We start from the raw sequence: 16166 nt of genomic DNA, 5'->3' as shown, positions 1-16166 counted from the left end.
CCTGTTTGGCCAATTCCCTGTTTGGCCAATTCAAATTTTAGATGCCGCTGCCGTCTAAAAATTCTTGAATTGCTTTATCTTTTAACTTGCAGCTAGGGGTTGTAACTAGCTGTGTTTTTTCGGCTAAGGCTACATTGCTGGCTTGGTTTAAAGCTTCTGATACTGAGTGGAAATTGTGGGAAGTGGGATCAGAAGTTAAGGAGACAGATGGTTGAGGAACCAAACTTTTTACTTGCTGTTCGAGGGATTCGATACGATCGAGCAAAGAGCGAATTACCACAGCTTCCGAATCCGGCAAACTGCCGTGTTCTAGGGGATTGACGCGCACTCCCGATCGATAGACGATGCGGCCGGGAATCCCTACCACTGTACAGTCAGATGGTACGTCGCGGAGCACGACGGAACCGGCGCCGATGCGGACGTTATTGCCAATTTGCAGATTGCCGAGTACCTTGGCGCCGGCACCGACAACTACGTTTTCGCCGACGGTAGGGTGACGCTTGCCGCTTTGTTTGCCCGTACCGCCAAGGGTGACACCTTGGTAAATTAGGGCAAAATCGCCGATAATCGCTGTTTCGCCGATCACAACCCCCATACCGTGGTCGATGAATACGCTTTTGCCGATGGTTGCCCCTGGGTGGATTTCAATTCCGGTCAAAAAACGAGCAATGTGGGAAATCAAGCGGGGGATGAAGGGAAGTCCCAACACATAAAGCCAGTGTGCGAGGCGGTGCAACACTAGGGCCTGAAGACCGGGGTAGCAAAACAAAACTTCCAGCCAGTTGCGAGCGGCAGGGTCGCGATCAAAAATTATACTGAAGTCAGCTCTAAGAGTCTTTAGCACTTTCGGAGTTACCTATTTTGGTTAAACACGCCACTTTCGATTTTACATTTTACTGGATGGGGAAGTGAGCGGTCGATCGGGAGATTGGGTAGTGGGAGATTAAGAGAGTGGGAGATTGGGGAAATTGGGGCATGGGGAATTGGGAATTGGGCATGGGGCATTGGGAATTGGGCATGGGGCATGGGGCATGGGGCATTGGAACTGACAACAAATAACCAATAACAAATAACCAATAACTACTGACTACTGACTACTGACTACTGACTACTGACTACTGACTATTCCTGTACTGAGATTGTATAGTTAGACTTGACTCCGGGTTCGAGAGTACCTACCCAAATCCTGTAAGAGCCTGCTTGCCAGTCTGAATCAAGTATGCCAGCATCTTTATTCTGACCTATATCGTCTCCGCAGCGCACCGCATTACCGGGGCCTTGTACGAGTAAGGTCGTGTCCTTGCCTCCGCTGTTGATCTGGAGTGTGAGTTTTGAAAAGTTTTGTTGCAAGACTATGATGTGGTCGGGAGTTGGGGTGGCAAAACCCAAACATTTGTTTTTGTGGCGATCAGCGTTGGCTATGGCAGATAGAGAGTACGATCCGCCTGTGGAACCTCTCAAAACTGCTGTTGGGGCTGCAAAACCTCGCGATAAAGTTAAAGTGCCGAAATTGGCTGTTTCTGCTAAAACTGGTAGGGCTGCGATCGCGGCGATCGCACCCAAGAGCGCACAGTTTTTGAAATTGGCTCCCTGATTAAACAACATGGCAATACTCCGGGCGTCACAACTTAACATCACAACTCAGAATTTACCCATCGCAGCCCCTCGAATACAAACTATGGAGGAAGAATAATTTTTTTTAAATTAGTTCAAAACCTCTTGGCTTCTCTTCCTTATGTCTATCAGGACAATCCCTGTAAGATCGCGCTCGCTTGTGCCACTCGGATTTCTGCCACAGGCGATCGACTCATATCCGAAATTGTACGGTGTCAAGATGATAAATTTGATACTTCTAGCCTTGCTGTTGGCGATCGGTTCCCTATTGACACAGGCCTTGGTATTGTTACCTATAGGTCTATCTGGCTGGCTCCACCTCCCTAATTGGCTGAGCCTGGCCTTGATTTTTCTGGCTATTTCTTGGTGCTTGGGGGATTAGTGAGCAGCCAACACTCAGCATTCATGAGTGATGAGTTATTAATGATTAGTCAAAAGTTAATTATCCATTCCGCTTCCCCCAAGGGTCAAGGCCCGATCGGCCCCGGTTTGATGATGTATACTTCACAATTGACAATTCAAGAATCTAAAATCTAGGATTTGACATCTACCTATAGAATGATGCAACGACAAGTTTATTCAATCTCAGCATTTCACTCTTCTGACAAAACCCTGGGGGAAACTCCTAAGAAACAGGATCGTCCGATACATCGGGCGATCGTGTTAATGCTAGTGGCAACAGGTTTGCTGGGCCTGCATGCTAGTCGGCTGGTGGAATTGCAACTGATACAAGGGAAGCAACACCGGGAACGAGCCGAAAACAATCGCGTTCGCCTAGTGCCCATGCCTGCGAATCGCGGACACATTATCGATCGCCAAGGCAAGTTGCTAGCGGCAAACAATTTAGCTCGATCGGTATATTTGTGGCCGAAAGAACAAACGCCGGAACAGTGGAAAGCGACAGCAGAAAAGTTGAGTCCGCTGGTTAAAATCCCTGTCGAAGAAATTTTAAAAAAAATAAAAGAGGTCGATCCTCAATCCTATAGACCGGTGCGGCTCAAGCAAGCAATGCCGCCAGAGGTGTTTGTGCCACTAGCAGAAGAGGTGGGACAAATGCGGGGAGTGGAAGTGCGGCCAGAAGCGAACCGCTACTATCCCGAAGGCAGTTTGGCGGCTCACGTTATCGGATATATCGGCGAAGCTACCGCAGCAGACTTGGAAGCTCATCCCGAATATCCGATGGGGATGATTGTCGGTCAAATGGGCATAGAAGCGAGCTCTAACCAGAAGATTGCCGGAGTTTGGGGCGATCGGCTGATCGAGGTAAATGCCCAAAATCAAGAATTGCGGCTGATGGGAGAGACACCGCCCAAACCCGGTGAGGCGGTGCAGCTAACCATAGACTTGTCCATGCAAAAAGCAGCCGAAAAAGCCTTGGGGCAGCGCCGGGGAGCAGTAGTGGCGCTGGATGTCAAAACCGGGGCGGTATTAGTTATGGCCAGCCACCCGACTTTTGACCCCAATCTGTTTACGCGAAAAATCACTAAGGATGAGTGGAAAACTCTTCAAGACCCGGAAAATCCATTTTTGAATCGGGCCATGCAAGGCTATCCCCCCGGCAGCACCTTTAAAATTGTGACTTCCGTGGCGGGCCTGGAGTCGGGCAAATTTTCGCCGGACTCAATTCTGGGTACTTCGTCTTACATTACTGTGGGGGGAATTGATTTTAACGAACACAGTGGCGGTTTCGGCGACATCGGCTTTCGGGATGCTTTGGCTTTCAGCAGCAATACGTTTTTTTATCAAGTGGGGATTAGTACGGGCCCGGAGCAAATTGCTAAGTGGGGACACCGCCTGGGAATTGGCAAGGAGACGGATTTGAATCTTTTGGGGCTAGGCGGCGGCGATCACGGTCAAGCCCCGACGCCGGCCGAGAAGGAGAAAATATATAAAGAACCTTGGTATGCGGGTGATACGGTAACGATGTCGATCGGGCAGGGGTTGGTGTTGATGACTCCTTTGGAGGGGGCGGTGATGGTGGGTTCGATCGCTAATGGGGGCTATCGCGTGAAGCCTCATCTTTTGACTTCTATGACCGGCACAGCGGAGACTCAACGGGTACATACGGGGATGAAACCTTCAACAGTTCAGGTGGTTAAGGAAGGACTGATCGCGGTAGTTGCCCAGGGTACGGGACAGGGATTGAATGACGGTACGATTCCACTAACAGCGGGCAAAACAGGGACTTCGGAGGTCATCGGACAGCAGGATCACTCTTTGTATGTGGCTTTCGGGCCCGCTGAGAAGCCGGAAATTGCGATCGCCGTGGTTGTGGAAAATGGCGGTTATGGTTCTGTTGCCGCAGCCCCGATCGCCAAAGAGGTATTTCAAGCTTATTTTGGGCAACCGAAAAAGGTGAAGCAGCCAGTAGTTATTAGTCCTTAGTCCTTAGTCCTTAGTCAGTAGTCATTAGTCCTTAGTCCTTAGTTATTGGGAATGGGGAATTGGGCATAGTGTCTTGTTTTTCTTCTTCCTTCTGACTAATGACTACTGACTAATGACTACTGACTAATGACTTCTAACTAATTGAGCCGCATAAATATAGTAGCTTTGCGAATTCCTGTTATTTCTCCCGTACTGGTGACAGTGAGCGATCGCAAGTGGTCGAACAATGGTCTTGCCGAAAGTTCAATTAACCTCAACAGCGGGATTTGTTTTTCCCAAATTGCCCTGCTGGAGGGCCAGTCTAAATAAAAATAGCCGTCGTTAGATGGCGGTAGCGGTTCAATACTGGTTTGAAAATCTTGATTGGCAACTAAAGAGCCTGTTTCTGCTGCTTCTAGTGCTGCGTCCATTGCTTCTACTGAAGTGGTGAAAATTTCGTATTTGCCGACGGTGGCTCGGACTCCTTTTGCCTCGGTTTCGATCGCACTTTTTATATTATTTTCTTTACCATAATTGGGGCTGGTTGTCAACTGCGTCCAAGCGGTAATTTTCTGGTTTCTCAGAGTAAAGCTGCCGATGCTGTATTCTTTGCTGCGGGCAATTTCATCGAGTTTGTCGAGATCCTTTTGGGAATTAGCAGATTTTTCGGCTGCAAAAATCCAGTCAGCACTATTTGACGAATTCGGAAGCACTGCTAAAGCGTATTCTCCTTGTACCCAGTCAAATATATCCTGCGGCAGGTTGACGCCCCAAACTTGCTGAATATCTCCCAGGGTGCGATCGACTAAATTTGAGACTTCAGCGTTAGTAGAAACCGCCGATGACAAATCAGCCCAAAAATTCCTTAAATCGGTGCTGGCGACCGCGAAAGGACTGGCTGAGGGAATGTATTGCAAGGCTTGCACAGGTTCGGAGAGTGTGGGAGAAGCTGTGTTTTCTCGCGATGTCACTAAAGCAGTTTGAGCCAGCAATCCCCGTCGGTTGACTCCGACAGCAACTGCGAGGGAATTAAGAGAAACTTGGGGATTTTGTTCGGTTGCTGATTGCGGGAGATTGACAAATGCTAAAGCGATTCTGCCTTGAGTTAGCTGCTGCAAAGCTTTTTGATATTCCGGGGTATTGTTGAGATTTAGGTTTGCTGTTTCAAGGTTATTAATTGCATCTCGAATCACAATCGGGCTATTGGAAAATAAAACAAAACTTTGGTTATTCCCAGAATTAAAATTACCGCCGATGGCTGCTGTTGCGAAGCTGGATGGCAACTTGGAAGTCGGCAGAGAAAACGGATTAAAAGGCGAAAGCGAAGCAGATTTTTTCTGGGATCTTGGTGCTTGTTTATAATTAATTCTCACGCCTTTATATATTTCCGACTGCACTGTTTTATCGCCACGAGATTGTTGGCGCCAGTAGGAGTCGAGAAATTGTTGACTGCGATCGACCTTTTGGGAGGAAACCGCCAGCAAAAACCCGGCTTGTTTGCCGTTGCTGCTGTCGCCATCGAAATCTGGCGTTGTGACGGCGAGGGTTATTTCGTCACCTATCCAAGGTTGGATATCTCGACTGTAATCCAGGCCTGTATTGCCGAGGAAACTTTTTTTGATTTGCTCAAATTCCGCGTGCGATCGACTTCTTTCTTCGGGAGTGGCAAAAACTTGTCGCAATGCTTCGAGGCGATCGGGATTTACCAGCATTGAAGCTAACAAAGGTGCTTGTTTCGAGACAAACACAGCCGCAGCCGGAGTAGTTGTCGGCCCGCCAGCGAGCAAATTCAGGGGAGTGTGAGTTGTCAGCCAGTAAAAACCACCGGCACTCAAGCCTAAGAGTGCCAAGACGCCAGCAATGAGGAAAGAAAAGAACGATCGCAATTTCATCGGCAAATGACAAATTACCACAGTCTCTGATTATACACCCAGAACCCGGACTTGTTTAAGAAGTCGGGGTTCTCGCCACATTGTTAGTTTTCAAGTGTATCGGGTAATCTAGCTATCAGATTTTCCAGCGATAATTGAGGCAATTCTGACAGCAGTAATGATAAATTTTCTGGGGATAAGCTGAGCAAATTGGGGATGAGATTAACCGGGCGTTCTTCTTGTCCTGATTGGGTGAAGCGGTTGTTCAAAATACTTTCCGCTAGCAAAGTTTGGACTTGTTGGCGATCGATTTGTGCGATCGGCAGCATAGACAATTGCACTAACAACCTCGTAAACTCGGCAGTAGGTAGAGCCGATACCGGGCGCAAAAAGGTGACAGTTAGCGGGTCTAACTCCCCAAATCTGACCTGCAATAAACTCTCTAAAATCAACCGCTGTCCTTGTTCTCTTCCTTGTTCTCTTCCTTGTTCTCTTCCTTGCTCAATTCCTTGTTCAATTCCTTGTTCTCTTCCTTGCTCAAGACCTTGTACAATACCTTGTACAAGACCTTGTTCTCGTGCTTCTTGTAACTTTTGTTGAAAAAGGGGTACGATCGCCATAACTAACTCCTGATCTTCATCATCCATTGTGGGATTAGTTGGTGTATTCGCTTGCAAATTTTCCTGCAAGATGTAAAGTAATTGTAGCGCATTAGCTCGAATTGAAGCATCAATGGGAAATGCAGTTAATTCCGCGATCGCCCCTTGCTGCACTCGACCCCTACCCAACATCCGCAACCATATCGTCTCTGGAGTCCTCGGTAGCTGGTGAATAGCGATTAACCCAACTCTCCAAACCTCCGATAAAAAATAAACTCCCCTCCCCCAGCCCTCAGACTCTTCGGGAGTCCGAAAACCAAAACTGCTTAATAAAGCCTCCGAAGCAGTAGGAGTGAGAATCCACAACATCAACATCGGCAATTGTCTTTCATCGAAACGTTGATTTTCTCGATTAGCCCGCCGCCCCAGCTCTGCTCTACTATTTAATAACTTAACGACACAGCTAAAAATTCCCTCAGCAGTCACAGGATTGCGAAACGGTTCAATTATCGCCGCCGTTGCAGCCATTTTACCTAACAAACCCAAACTTTGGACATATTCGCCCTCAAAAGAAGTTGGTTGAAACCAAACATCAATTTCTCTAACTTCAGCAGTGACGTTTTTGCTCGTTTCTACTTCTCCAAGAGGTGACAATAACTCTTGCAGGTATTCTTTTGCAAACTGATCGTGGGGAAACTTAGTCATCCGATTTGAGATTTGAGATTTTAGATTTTAGATTTTAGAAGCAGGTTGTCTACCACGGCACTCCTCGCGCATCGGAAAAATCGGCATCTAGAACCGCCCCCGGATCGAATACAGCATCAGTTAAATCAGCTTTTCTAAACGACGTTATCGATAATTTTTCTATTTCTTCAACAGCGATAAAAAAGCCGATCGCAGTTAACCCCAGAATTACCCCAGAAACCAAAAATAAGACAATTCCCCTGAGAGTATCTCCGCCCAAAAATGTCACAATACCGCTAGCCCCGATCGCAGCAGCAGCCCCAGCCACAGCCCCCGCCACAATCCCAGCCTCGCACCGAGTCGCAGCAATCGCCGTCGCAGCGGTTCCAGCCACAGCCACAGCCCCCGCATCCGCCCCGGCTATCAGTCCCGTCAAAGCCCCAGCAGCCGTCACTGTCACCGCTGTCACCCCAGCCCTAGCAATCAAATTTCTCACCCGCCTGCGGCTTTGTCCGGTTCTGACACCCTGAAAATTTGCCCCCCTCAAAATCGCCCCGGTGAAATTGCAGCCTCGAATGTCGCAACCGCTGAAATTCGCCCCTGACAAGTCAAGCCCTTTAAAAGAACGGTTCCGCAAGTTTTGGTTAGCAAAATTGAGATTTCGAGGTAAAGTCATTCGATTTTAGATTTTAGATTTTAGATTTTAGATTAACCAAGCAAATGCCTGGGATTTTAGATTTTAGATTATAGATTTTAGATTAAGCAACCGCAGGGCATTTAGAATAAAGCCTGTGGTTTATAACGAGTTTCCATGTCTCCCATCTCCGAATCCCCATTTTCCCCCGAACAAATTGCCGGTGAAAGACTCACACCTGAAGAATATGAAGAAATCGTTCAGCGTCTTGGCCGCCATCCTAATAAAGCTGAATTGGGAATGTTCGGCGTCATGTGGAGCGAACACTGCTGTTACAAAAATTCGCGGCCACTATTAAAACAGTTTCCCACAGAGGGCGATCGAATTCTCGTCGGGCCCGGAGAAAATGCCGGCGTCGTAGACTTGGGAGACGGCTTGCAACTCGCCTTCAAAATTGAATCCCACAACCACCCGTCAGCAGTCGAACCTTTCCAAGGTGCAGCAACCGGTGTCGGGGGGATTCTCCGCGATATCTTCACAATGGGTGCTCGCCCGATCGCACTTTTAAATTCCCTGCGTTTTGGCAACTTAGACGATGCTAAAACTCAGAGGTTATTCAAAGGCGTAGTATCGGGAATTTCCCATTATGGAAATTGCATCGGCGTGCCCACAGTTGGCGGCGAAGTTTACTTCGATCCTGCTTATTCTGGCAACCCGCTAGTTAACGTCATGGCCTTGGGTTTAATGGAAACTCAAGAAATCGTCAAATCCGGCGCTTCGGGAATCGGAAATCCCGTGCTTTACGTCGGTTCAACTACGGGGCGAGATGGCATGGGAGGAGCAAGTTTTGCCAGTGCAGAATTGACCGACAAATCAATGGACGATCGCCCCGCAGTCCAAGTAGGAGATCCATTTTTAGAAAAATCCTTAATTGAAGCTTGTTTAGAAGCATTCAAAACCGGTGCAGTCGTCGCCGCCCAAGACATGGGTGCGGCAGGAATCACCTGTTCCACATCAGAAATGGCAGCCAAAGGCGGGGTCGGCATTGAATTCGATTTAGACAAAGTTCCCGTTCGAGAAAGTGGCATGATTCCCTACGAATACCTGCTTTCAGAATCCCAAGAACGGATGTTATTTGTTGCCCAAAAAGGACGGGAACAGGAATTAATTGATATTTTCCATCGCTGGGGATTGCACGCGGTTGTAGCGGGTACAGTGATTGAAGAGCCGATCGTCCGAATTCTCTTTAAAGGCGAAATCGCGGCCGAAATTACCGCGACTGCTTTGGCAGATAACACCCCAATTTATCACCGAGAACTATTGACAGAGCCGCCAGAATATGCTAAAAAAGCATGGGAGTGGACAGCGGATTCCCTACCACAATCCACAGTTACAGGTATCGAAATTAACGGCAATTTCCAAACTTGGACTCAGATTTTGCTAACGCTTTTAGATACTCCCACCATCGCTTCTAAACGCTGGGTTTATCGCCAATACGACCATCAAGTGCAAAACAATACTGTTGTTTTACCGGGAGGCGCTGATGCTGCGGTTGTTAGATTGCGTCCTCTAGAACCTTGCCACTCCTCCCTTGGTAAAGGGCTGGAAGAACCCCCCCAACCCCCCCTTGCTAAGGGGGGGCTAAAGAGAGAAGATGCTGTTTCTGAAGTTTCTGAAAGCAAACAGGAAGAAGAGGTAATTCCTCTATTTACAAAGGCACAAGGTAGGGAAACTCCAAAACTTTCTCCCCCCCTTAGCAAGAAGGAAGTGCCGCAGCAAGGGGTTATTCCCGGAGTTGCTGCAACGGTTGATTGCAATTCTCGTTATGTTTATCTCGATCCTTATGAAGGTGCAAAAGCAGTCGTAGCGGAAGCAGCGAGAAATTTAAGTTGTGTGGGCGCTGAACCTCTGGCAGTTACTGATAATTTGAATTTTGGCAGTCCCGAAAAGCCGATCGGATATTGGCAGTTAGCCTCAGCTTGTCGCGGGATTGCTGATGCTTGTCGGGAGTTGGGAACGCCTGTGACTGGGGGGAATGTTTCTCTTTACAATGAAACTGTTGATGCTGAGGGGAATCCTCAACCAATTTATCCGACTCCGGTAATCGGAATGGTGGGGTTAATTCCCGATTTGAAGAAGATTTGCGGCCAAGCTTGGCTAAAGAAAGGTGATTTAATTTATGTGCTGGGAATGGGGCGGCACGACACGGATGATGACACGGATACACGGATGGATTTGGGTGAATCTTTGCTATCTGAAAATTCCCAAGCGCACGACACGGAGAATGACACGGATACACGGATGGATTTGGGTGAATCTTCGCTATCTGAAAGCTCAAAAATCGAAACTTCTCCTACTTTGGGAGGTTCGGAATATTTAGCGGCAATTCACGGGATTGTAGCTGGGAAACCGCCAAGGATAGATTTTGAGTTGGAAAGAAAAGTGCAATCGGTTTGTCGTGATGGAATTCGGCAAGGTTGGGTAGGTTCTGCCCATGATTGTGCGGAAGGTGGAATTGCGATCGCCCTCGCCGAATCCTGTATCTCTGCTAAAATGGGTGCAGAAATTCATCTCAGTTGTAATTCGGCAAATGTCGGCCGCTGGGATGAAATTTTGTTTGGTGAAATGGGCAACTGCATTGTAGTTTCAGTCGCACCGAAAAATCAAGGAATTTGGGAAGCTTACCTGCAAGAACATTTGACCAATATGTGGCAGAAAATTGGTGTAGTTTGCTGTGCTGAATCACCTTTGCGGGTTGTGAGTGCTGACAATCAAGTGTTAATTGAGGTTGCGATGGGTGAGATGGGCGATCGGTTCTATAATGCGATCGAGCGTCGGATTGCATCTGCCTGACAACCTGAAGTTTCGATCCCCCTAAATCCCCCTTAAAAAGGGGAGTAGGGGCTGACTTTGAATACTCTTGTCCCCCCCTTCTTAAGGGGGGCTAGGGGGATCTCCGGTTTTAAAACACGCCCAATAACCCCAAATTCTTACAAAATTCACGATTCTTAGAAAAACCTATAACAGAAGTCCGGGTTCTTAGACACTATACAATATAAACAGTATCATTCATAAAATAAATGATTTGCTGTATCAATCCCGACTGCGCCAATCCTCAAAACCCCGACGGGCAAACATATTGTATCAGTTGTGGCCTTAAACTCGTACCCATCCTGCGAAGCCGTTACCGCCCCATCGGATTCCTCGGCAAAGGTGGCTTCGGCAGAACTTATTTAGCAGAAGATATTGATAGACTAAATCAACCCTGTGTCGTTAAACAATTAGCACCAAATTTCCAGGGGACTTGGGAGAGTAGCAAAGCGAGAGAATTATTTCAGCAAGAAGCCAGACAACTGCAACAGCTAGGACAACATCCGCAAATCCCATCACTAGATGCCTATTTTGAACAAGACAAATATTTGTATCTCGTACAGCAGTTTGTCGATGGTGATAATTTGTTAAACCTTTTGCAAAATCAGGGGATTTGGCAAGAAAGCCAAATTAAGCAACTATTACTCGAACTTCTACCTGTTCTCAAGTTTATTCACGAACAAAAAATCATTCATCGAGATATCAAGCCTGAGAATATTATGCGCCGTCGCAGCGACGGTTTGTTAGTGCTGATTGATTTCGGAGTTTCCAAACAGTTGTCGGGAACAGTGATGTCGAGACTGGGAACGCGAATTGGTTCGGATGGTTATGCACCATTTGAACAAATGAAATCGGGTGAAGCTTATCCAGCCAGTGATTTGTTTAGCTTGGGGGCGACGGCTTTTCATCTACTGACGGGGATACATCCTTCTGATTTGTCGGTGGAACAGGGTTATAGTTGGACTGGAAATTGGCAGCAACATTTGAAAAGTCCCATAGACAAGGGATTGGAATTGATTTTATCTAAGTTGTTGGCAAAAGATATCCAGCAGCGCTATCAATCAGCAGAGGAAGTTTTAATAGATTTTCAACGTCAGTCAACGCCCAAAAATAGCATAAATTTACAAAAAATAGACTTTGAAGTGGTGACAGTTGATGTGCGGGGTAATATAACTAACCGCCAACAGCGTCAAGCACAATTTTTCAGCGAAAATTTAGGTAGCGGTGCAATCTTAGACATGGTAGCAATTCCTGGCGGCCGTTTCGTGATGGGTTCCCCCAGTACAGAAGCAGGGCGAAGTAACAATGAAGGGCCGCAGCGTACTGTTAATATCTCTCCTTTTTTTATGGGTAAATATCCCATTACTCAAGAACAGTGGGAAGTAGTGATGGGGAATAACCCTTCTGATATCAAAGGTTTGAAACGTCCTGTAGAACAAGTAAGCTGGAATAATGCTCTGGAATTCTGCCAGAAAATTTCTCAAAAAACAGGGAAGACTTATCGCTTACCATCGGAAGCGGAATGGGAATATGCTTGTCGCGCGGGAACTACAACACCGTTCTATTTTGGCGAGACAATTACCCCGGATTTAGTTAATTATGATGGCAATTATCCCTACAATGCTGCGCCGAAGGGACTTTACCGCAAACAAACAACGGATGTGGGGAGTTTTCCGCCGAATCCGTTTGGTTTGTATGATATGCAGGGGAATGTTTGGGAATGGTGCAGCGATAAATGGCACGATAATTATAGTGGCGCACCGACTGACGGAAGTTCTTGGGAAACTGCAACGGATAATAAGCGGGTGCTGCGTGGTGGTTCATGGAACAACCATGCGCTCTATTCCCGTAGTGCCGATCGTGACAGGAATTCGGCGGGCTACAAGTTGAGGAACTGGGGTTTTCGTGTGGCGGTAGCTTCGGTTTCTTCCTCGTCCTAGTTTCCGCGTAGTAGTGGTAGGGTGCGTCGCATCAAAAATCTGTAAGGAAGATCGACAATTTCACAGCGACGCACCACACAATAGTAAGGTGCGTCGCATTAAAAATCTGCAAATTGCCTAGAAAATTTCACAGCGACGCACCCTACAAATTAGGATAATTTTTTCAATCGCCCTATCAATCGTCGATTCAATCGCCCAGTCAATCTATACAATATAAACAATATCATTCCTAAAATAAATGATTTGCTGTATCAATCCCGACTGCCCCAATCCTCAAAACCCTGACGGGCAAACATATTGCATCAGTTGTGGCCTTCAACTCGTACCCATCCTGCGAAATCGCTTCCGCATGATCAAACTCCTCGGTCAAGGTGGCTTCGGTCGAACCTATTTAGCAGAAGATATTGATAGACTAAATCAACCCTGTGTCGTTAAACAATTAGCACCCGATGTCCAGGGAACTTGGGCGATTAACAAAGCGGTAGAATTATTTCAGCTAGAAGCTAGACAACTGCAACAGCTAGGACAACATCCCCAAATTCCATCCCTTGATGCCTACTTTGAAGACAACAAATATTTGTATCTCGTACAGCAGTTTGTTGATGGGGAGAATTTGTTGACGCTTTTCCACAATCAGGGAATGTGGCAAGAAAGCCAAGTTAAGCAACTATTACTCGAACTTCTACCTGTTCTCAAATTTGTTCACGAACAAAAAATTGTTCACCGAGATATCAAGCCTGAGAATATTATGTGCCGTCGCAGCGACGGTGTGTTAGTGCTGATTGATTTCGGAGTTTCCAAACAGTTGTCGGGAACAGTGATATCGCGACAGGGAACGCAAATTGGTTCGCATGGTTATGCACCGCTTGAACAAATGCAAGGGGGTGAAGCTTATGCAGCAAGCGATTTGTTTAGCTTGGGGGCGACGGCTTTTCATCTACTGACGGGGGTACATCCTTATGGTTTGTGGACGGAACACGGTTATAGCTGGACTGGAAATTGGCAGCAACATTTGAAGAGTCCCATAGACAAGGAATTGGAATTGATTTTATCTAAGTTGTTGGCAAAAGATATCCAGCAGCGCTATCAATCAGCAGAGGAAGTTTTAAGAGATTTTCACGGTCAGTCAAGACAATCTCCCGCACCGACACCAATTCCCACAATTCCTGTGATTCCACAGCACTCTTTGCCGTTACGAACTAACACAACAAGGCGAGGTTTCTTGCAATTAGCGGGTTTTGCTGGGGGAGGCTTTGCATTAGCTGTGCTGGGTCAAAGTTTGTTGAACAACAAAACTTCTTCATCTTCACCAAATCTTCCACCTTCATCCAACAAGGCGGCCCCATCTCCTAAATCCTCAGCTCAAAAATCATCTCCAAAAACTACAGCCAAAAGTTCATCGCCAAAACCATCTCCACAATCTGTAGCAGAAAGTCCATCGCCAAAACCCTCTCCAAAACCATCTCCAAAACCCGCACCAGAAACTCCAAAACCTACGCCATCTTCCAATGCTTTAAAAAGCTTTACTTTTGAAACAGTGACAGTCAACTCAACGGGGCAAATTGCCAACCGCCGTCAAGGAAAAGCACAGGCTTTTATAGAAAATATTGGCAATGCTATTACTCTAGAGATGGTAGCACTTCCTGGCGGCAGTTTCTTGATGGGTTCGCCCGATACGGAAGCCGGACGAAGTAGTTATGAAGGGCCGCAGCGTACCGTGAATATCCCTGCTTTTTTTATTGGTAAATATGAGATAACTCAAGAACAATACCAAGCGGTGATGGGAAATAACCCTTCTGAGTTCAAAGGTGCGAAACTTCCTGTCGAAAAAGTAAGCTGGAATGACGCTGTGGAATTCTGCAAGCGGCTTTCTAAAAAAACAGGCAAGACTTATCGCTTACCTTCACAAGCGGAATGGGAATATGCTTGCCGCGCCGGAACTAAAACACCTTTCTATTTTGGCGAAACTATTACCCCAGATTTAGTTAATTATAATGGCAATAATCCCTACGCTGGGGCATCGAAGGGACTTTACCGCAAACAAACAACTGATGTCGGGAATTTTTCACCCAATGCTTTTGGACTTTATGATATGCACGGAAATGTTTGGGAATGGTGCAGTCATCTCGACAACGATCGAAGCGATCGCCGGGTGCGGTGTGGCGGTTCCTGGAAGGACACTGCGGTGAATTGTCGCAGTGCGTATCGTCTTAGCAATTTGGCGGGCGATCGTTACTCAGACATCGGTTTTCGCGTGGCTTTGGTTTCCGCGTAGTCTCCGGTTTTCGCTTCTGTACAGTAGTCTCCCGCGAGGACTTTTCTTTTAAGACTCGGCGGTTTCAACCTGGTTGATAAATATAGTCCTTGACGCATCAAAACCTTCATAACCGGGTTTTTTGGGGTTTTTGCGGTCTGTAGCGCGTCTTCTGGGCAAAAAAACCCGGTTTCTGACCACCCGTGCATAAGTCCTATAATAGTTAAAATATGCCAAGGTCACACATCAGGAAGGATAAAAAATATGACCCTCAATCTTCCTCTTCCCGATTCAATTGAAAATTTTATTAACGAACAAGTGGCAATCGGAGGCTACAGTAATGCAGCGGAATACATCTTGCACCTAATTCGCCAAGAACAAGCAAGACTCGCGCGGGTTGAGTCGTTATTGTTGGCTGGTTTGGATAGTGGCAATTCGATAGAGATTACCGATGATTGGTGGGAGCAAAAACGCGCTCAGTTGGTGCAGAAACTTGACCGACAGCAGCAATGACTAAACGGATTGTCATTACACCAAGAGCAAGTCAAGATTTAGACGAAAATTTTGCTTATATTGCTCAAAATAATCTTGATGCTGCATTGCGTTTTTTTGATGCAGCACGTCAGACATTTGCGAGATTGGCTCAAATGTCGGGAATGGGTCGCCTGTATCCGGTTCAAAATCCACGGTTGGAGGGTTTGCGAAGATTGTCAGTTAGGGGGTTTGAGAATTATCTGATTTTCTATCTGTCTTTTGATAACTATATTGAGGTAGTGAGAATTCTGCACGCAGCGAGAGATTTAGAGGAAGTTTTGTCAGGAGATGAAGCTGATTGACTTTGTAGAGTAGGAAAATTTTTCAGGCTGCCAAATCTCCATCCCACGGTTAACTCCTGTCGACATTACTTAATACTCGATCGCGCCCAAAATAGACTTTACATGACCGCACAGATTCCCATGATAATATAGTATGTCAATCTCACAGAAAAGTCAAGCTCGATCGCCGTTAAATCCTAATATTTCAAAAAGCCCGTGAAGCAATTTTATAATTTATTTGCCATTGCACGATCGCCTGTCTCTTCGTTCCCCTCTGTTGGGACGAGAGTTTGACTCTTAAGCGATTTCAAGAGACTGCTGGCGAATTTAAAAATGGTTTCACCCCTCACCCCTAAAAATAGTGGCTCAGGACTAAATATTTAATTAACCATATAGCTATTAACTACCAATAGCGAACCCAAATGCTGCATTCCAGATGCGAGGGGTAACGCCCTCGGCGAATTAGCCAACAGTCTCTTTCAATCGCCGAATCTCTCGCCGAATCCCTCGCCCACAATTA

Annotated in this window: 12 protein-coding genes; 7 read left to right on the top strand and 5 right to left on the bottom strand. The window is 46.6% G+C overall.

The window, feature by feature from the left end:
* Nucleotides 1–37: 37 nt before the first annotated feature.
* On the bottom strand, nt 38–844 hold the full coding sequence (cysE, locus tag QUB11_RS13790) for a serine O-acetyltransferase (protein ID WP_333203584.1): 807 nt from the start codon (nt 842–844) through the stop codon (nt 38–40).
* Between the two features lie 278 nt (nt 845–1122).
* Nucleotides 1123–1605: a hypothetical protein gene (locus tag QUB11_RS13785; protein WP_333203582.1), complete on the bottom strand. Its 483-nt coding sequence runs from the start codon at nt 1603–1605 to the stop codon at nt 1123–1125.
* 390 nt (nt 1606–1995) lie between these two features.
* Between QUB11_RS13785 and QUB11_RS13780 the strand changes: the two genes are divergently transcribed.
* Together QUB11_RS13780 and mrdA are read left to right on the top strand one after the other, a co-directional pair.
* On the top strand, nt 1996–2151 hold the full coding sequence (locus QUB11_RS13780; protein ID WP_333226053.1) for a hypothetical protein: 156 nt from the start codon (nt 1996–1998) through the stop codon (nt 2149–2151).
* A 21-nt stretch (nt 2152–2172) separates the two neighbouring features.
* Nucleotides 2173–3999, top strand: coding sequence for a penicillin-binding protein 2 (mrdA, locus tag QUB11_RS13775; RefSeq protein ID WP_333203576.1), 1827 nt, complete (start codon nt 2173–2175; stop codon nt 3997–3999).
* A 137-nt stretch (nt 4000–4136) separates the two neighbouring features.
* On the opposite strand, the gene QUB11_RS13770 is transcribed toward mrdA, so the two are convergent.
* The 3 genes from QUB11_RS13770 to QUB11_RS13760 form a co-directional block, all read right to left on the bottom strand.
* Nucleotides 4137–5891 (bottom strand): DUF3352 domain-containing protein, encoded by a 1755-nt coding sequence (locus QUB11_RS13770; protein WP_333203574.1) that lies wholly within the window; start codon nt 5889–5891, stop codon nt 4137–4139.
* Nucleotides 5892–5953: 62 nt separating this feature from the next.
* Nucleotides 5954–7153: a flagellar assembly protein H gene (locus QUB11_RS13765; protein WP_333203572.1), complete on the bottom strand. Its 1200-nt coding sequence runs from the start codon at nt 7151–7153 to the stop codon at nt 5954–5956.
* A 49-nt stretch (nt 7154–7202) separates the two neighbouring features.
* Nucleotides 7203–7808 carry a pentapeptide repeat-containing protein gene (locus QUB11_RS13760; protein ID WP_333203570.1) on the bottom strand — a complete coding sequence of 202 codons (606 nt, stop codon included), beginning with the start codon at nt 7806–7808 and terminating at the stop codon, nt 7203–7205.
* Between the two features lie 135 nt (nt 7809–7943).
* Between QUB11_RS13760 and purL the strand changes: the two genes are divergently transcribed.
* The 5 genes from purL to QUB11_RS13735 all read left to right on the top strand — a co-directional run bounded on the left by purL (nt 7944) and on the right by QUB11_RS13735 (nt 15667).
* Nucleotides 7944–10619: a phosphoribosylformylglycinamidine synthase subunit PurL gene (purL, locus tag QUB11_RS13755; RefSeq protein WP_333203568.1), complete on the top strand. Its 2676-nt coding sequence runs from the start codon at nt 7944–7946 to the stop codon at nt 10617–10619.
* 227 nt (nt 10620–10846) lie between these two features.
* Entirely contained in the window at nt 10847–12577 is a 1731-nt protein-coding gene (locus QUB11_RS13750) for a bifunctional serine/threonine-protein kinase/formylglycine-generating enzyme family protein (protein WP_333203566.1), read from the top strand.
* Nucleotides 12578–12815: 238 nt separating this feature from the next.
* Entirely contained in the window at nt 12816–14852 is a 2037-nt protein-coding gene (locus QUB11_RS13745) for a bifunctional serine/threonine-protein kinase/formylglycine-generating enzyme family protein (RefSeq protein ID WP_333203564.1), read from the top strand.
* Nucleotides 14853–15095: 243 nt separating this feature from the next.
* Nucleotides 15096–15344, top strand: a complete 249-nt coding sequence (locus QUB11_RS13740; protein ID WP_333203562.1) for a type II toxin-antitoxin system ParD family antitoxin — start codon at nt 15096–15098, stop codon at nt 15342–15344.
* Nucleotides 15341–15667: a type II toxin-antitoxin system RelE/ParE family toxin gene (locus QUB11_RS13735; protein WP_333176490.1), complete on the top strand. Its 327-nt coding sequence runs from the start codon at nt 15341–15343 to the stop codon at nt 15665–15667. The genes QUB11_RS13740 and QUB11_RS13735 overlap by 4 nt, the downstream gene beginning before the upstream one ends.
* Nucleotides 15668–16166 lie beyond the last annotated feature (499 nt).

The organism is Microcoleus sp. B6-A1 (genome assembly GCF_036705085.1).
Classification (GTDB): Bacteria; Cyanobacteriota; Cyanobacteriia; order Cyanobacteriales; family Microcoleaceae; genus Microcoleus.
The sequence above is the reverse complement of the archived record's forward strand: the minus strand, read 5'-3'. Positions and strand labels throughout refer to the sequence as shown.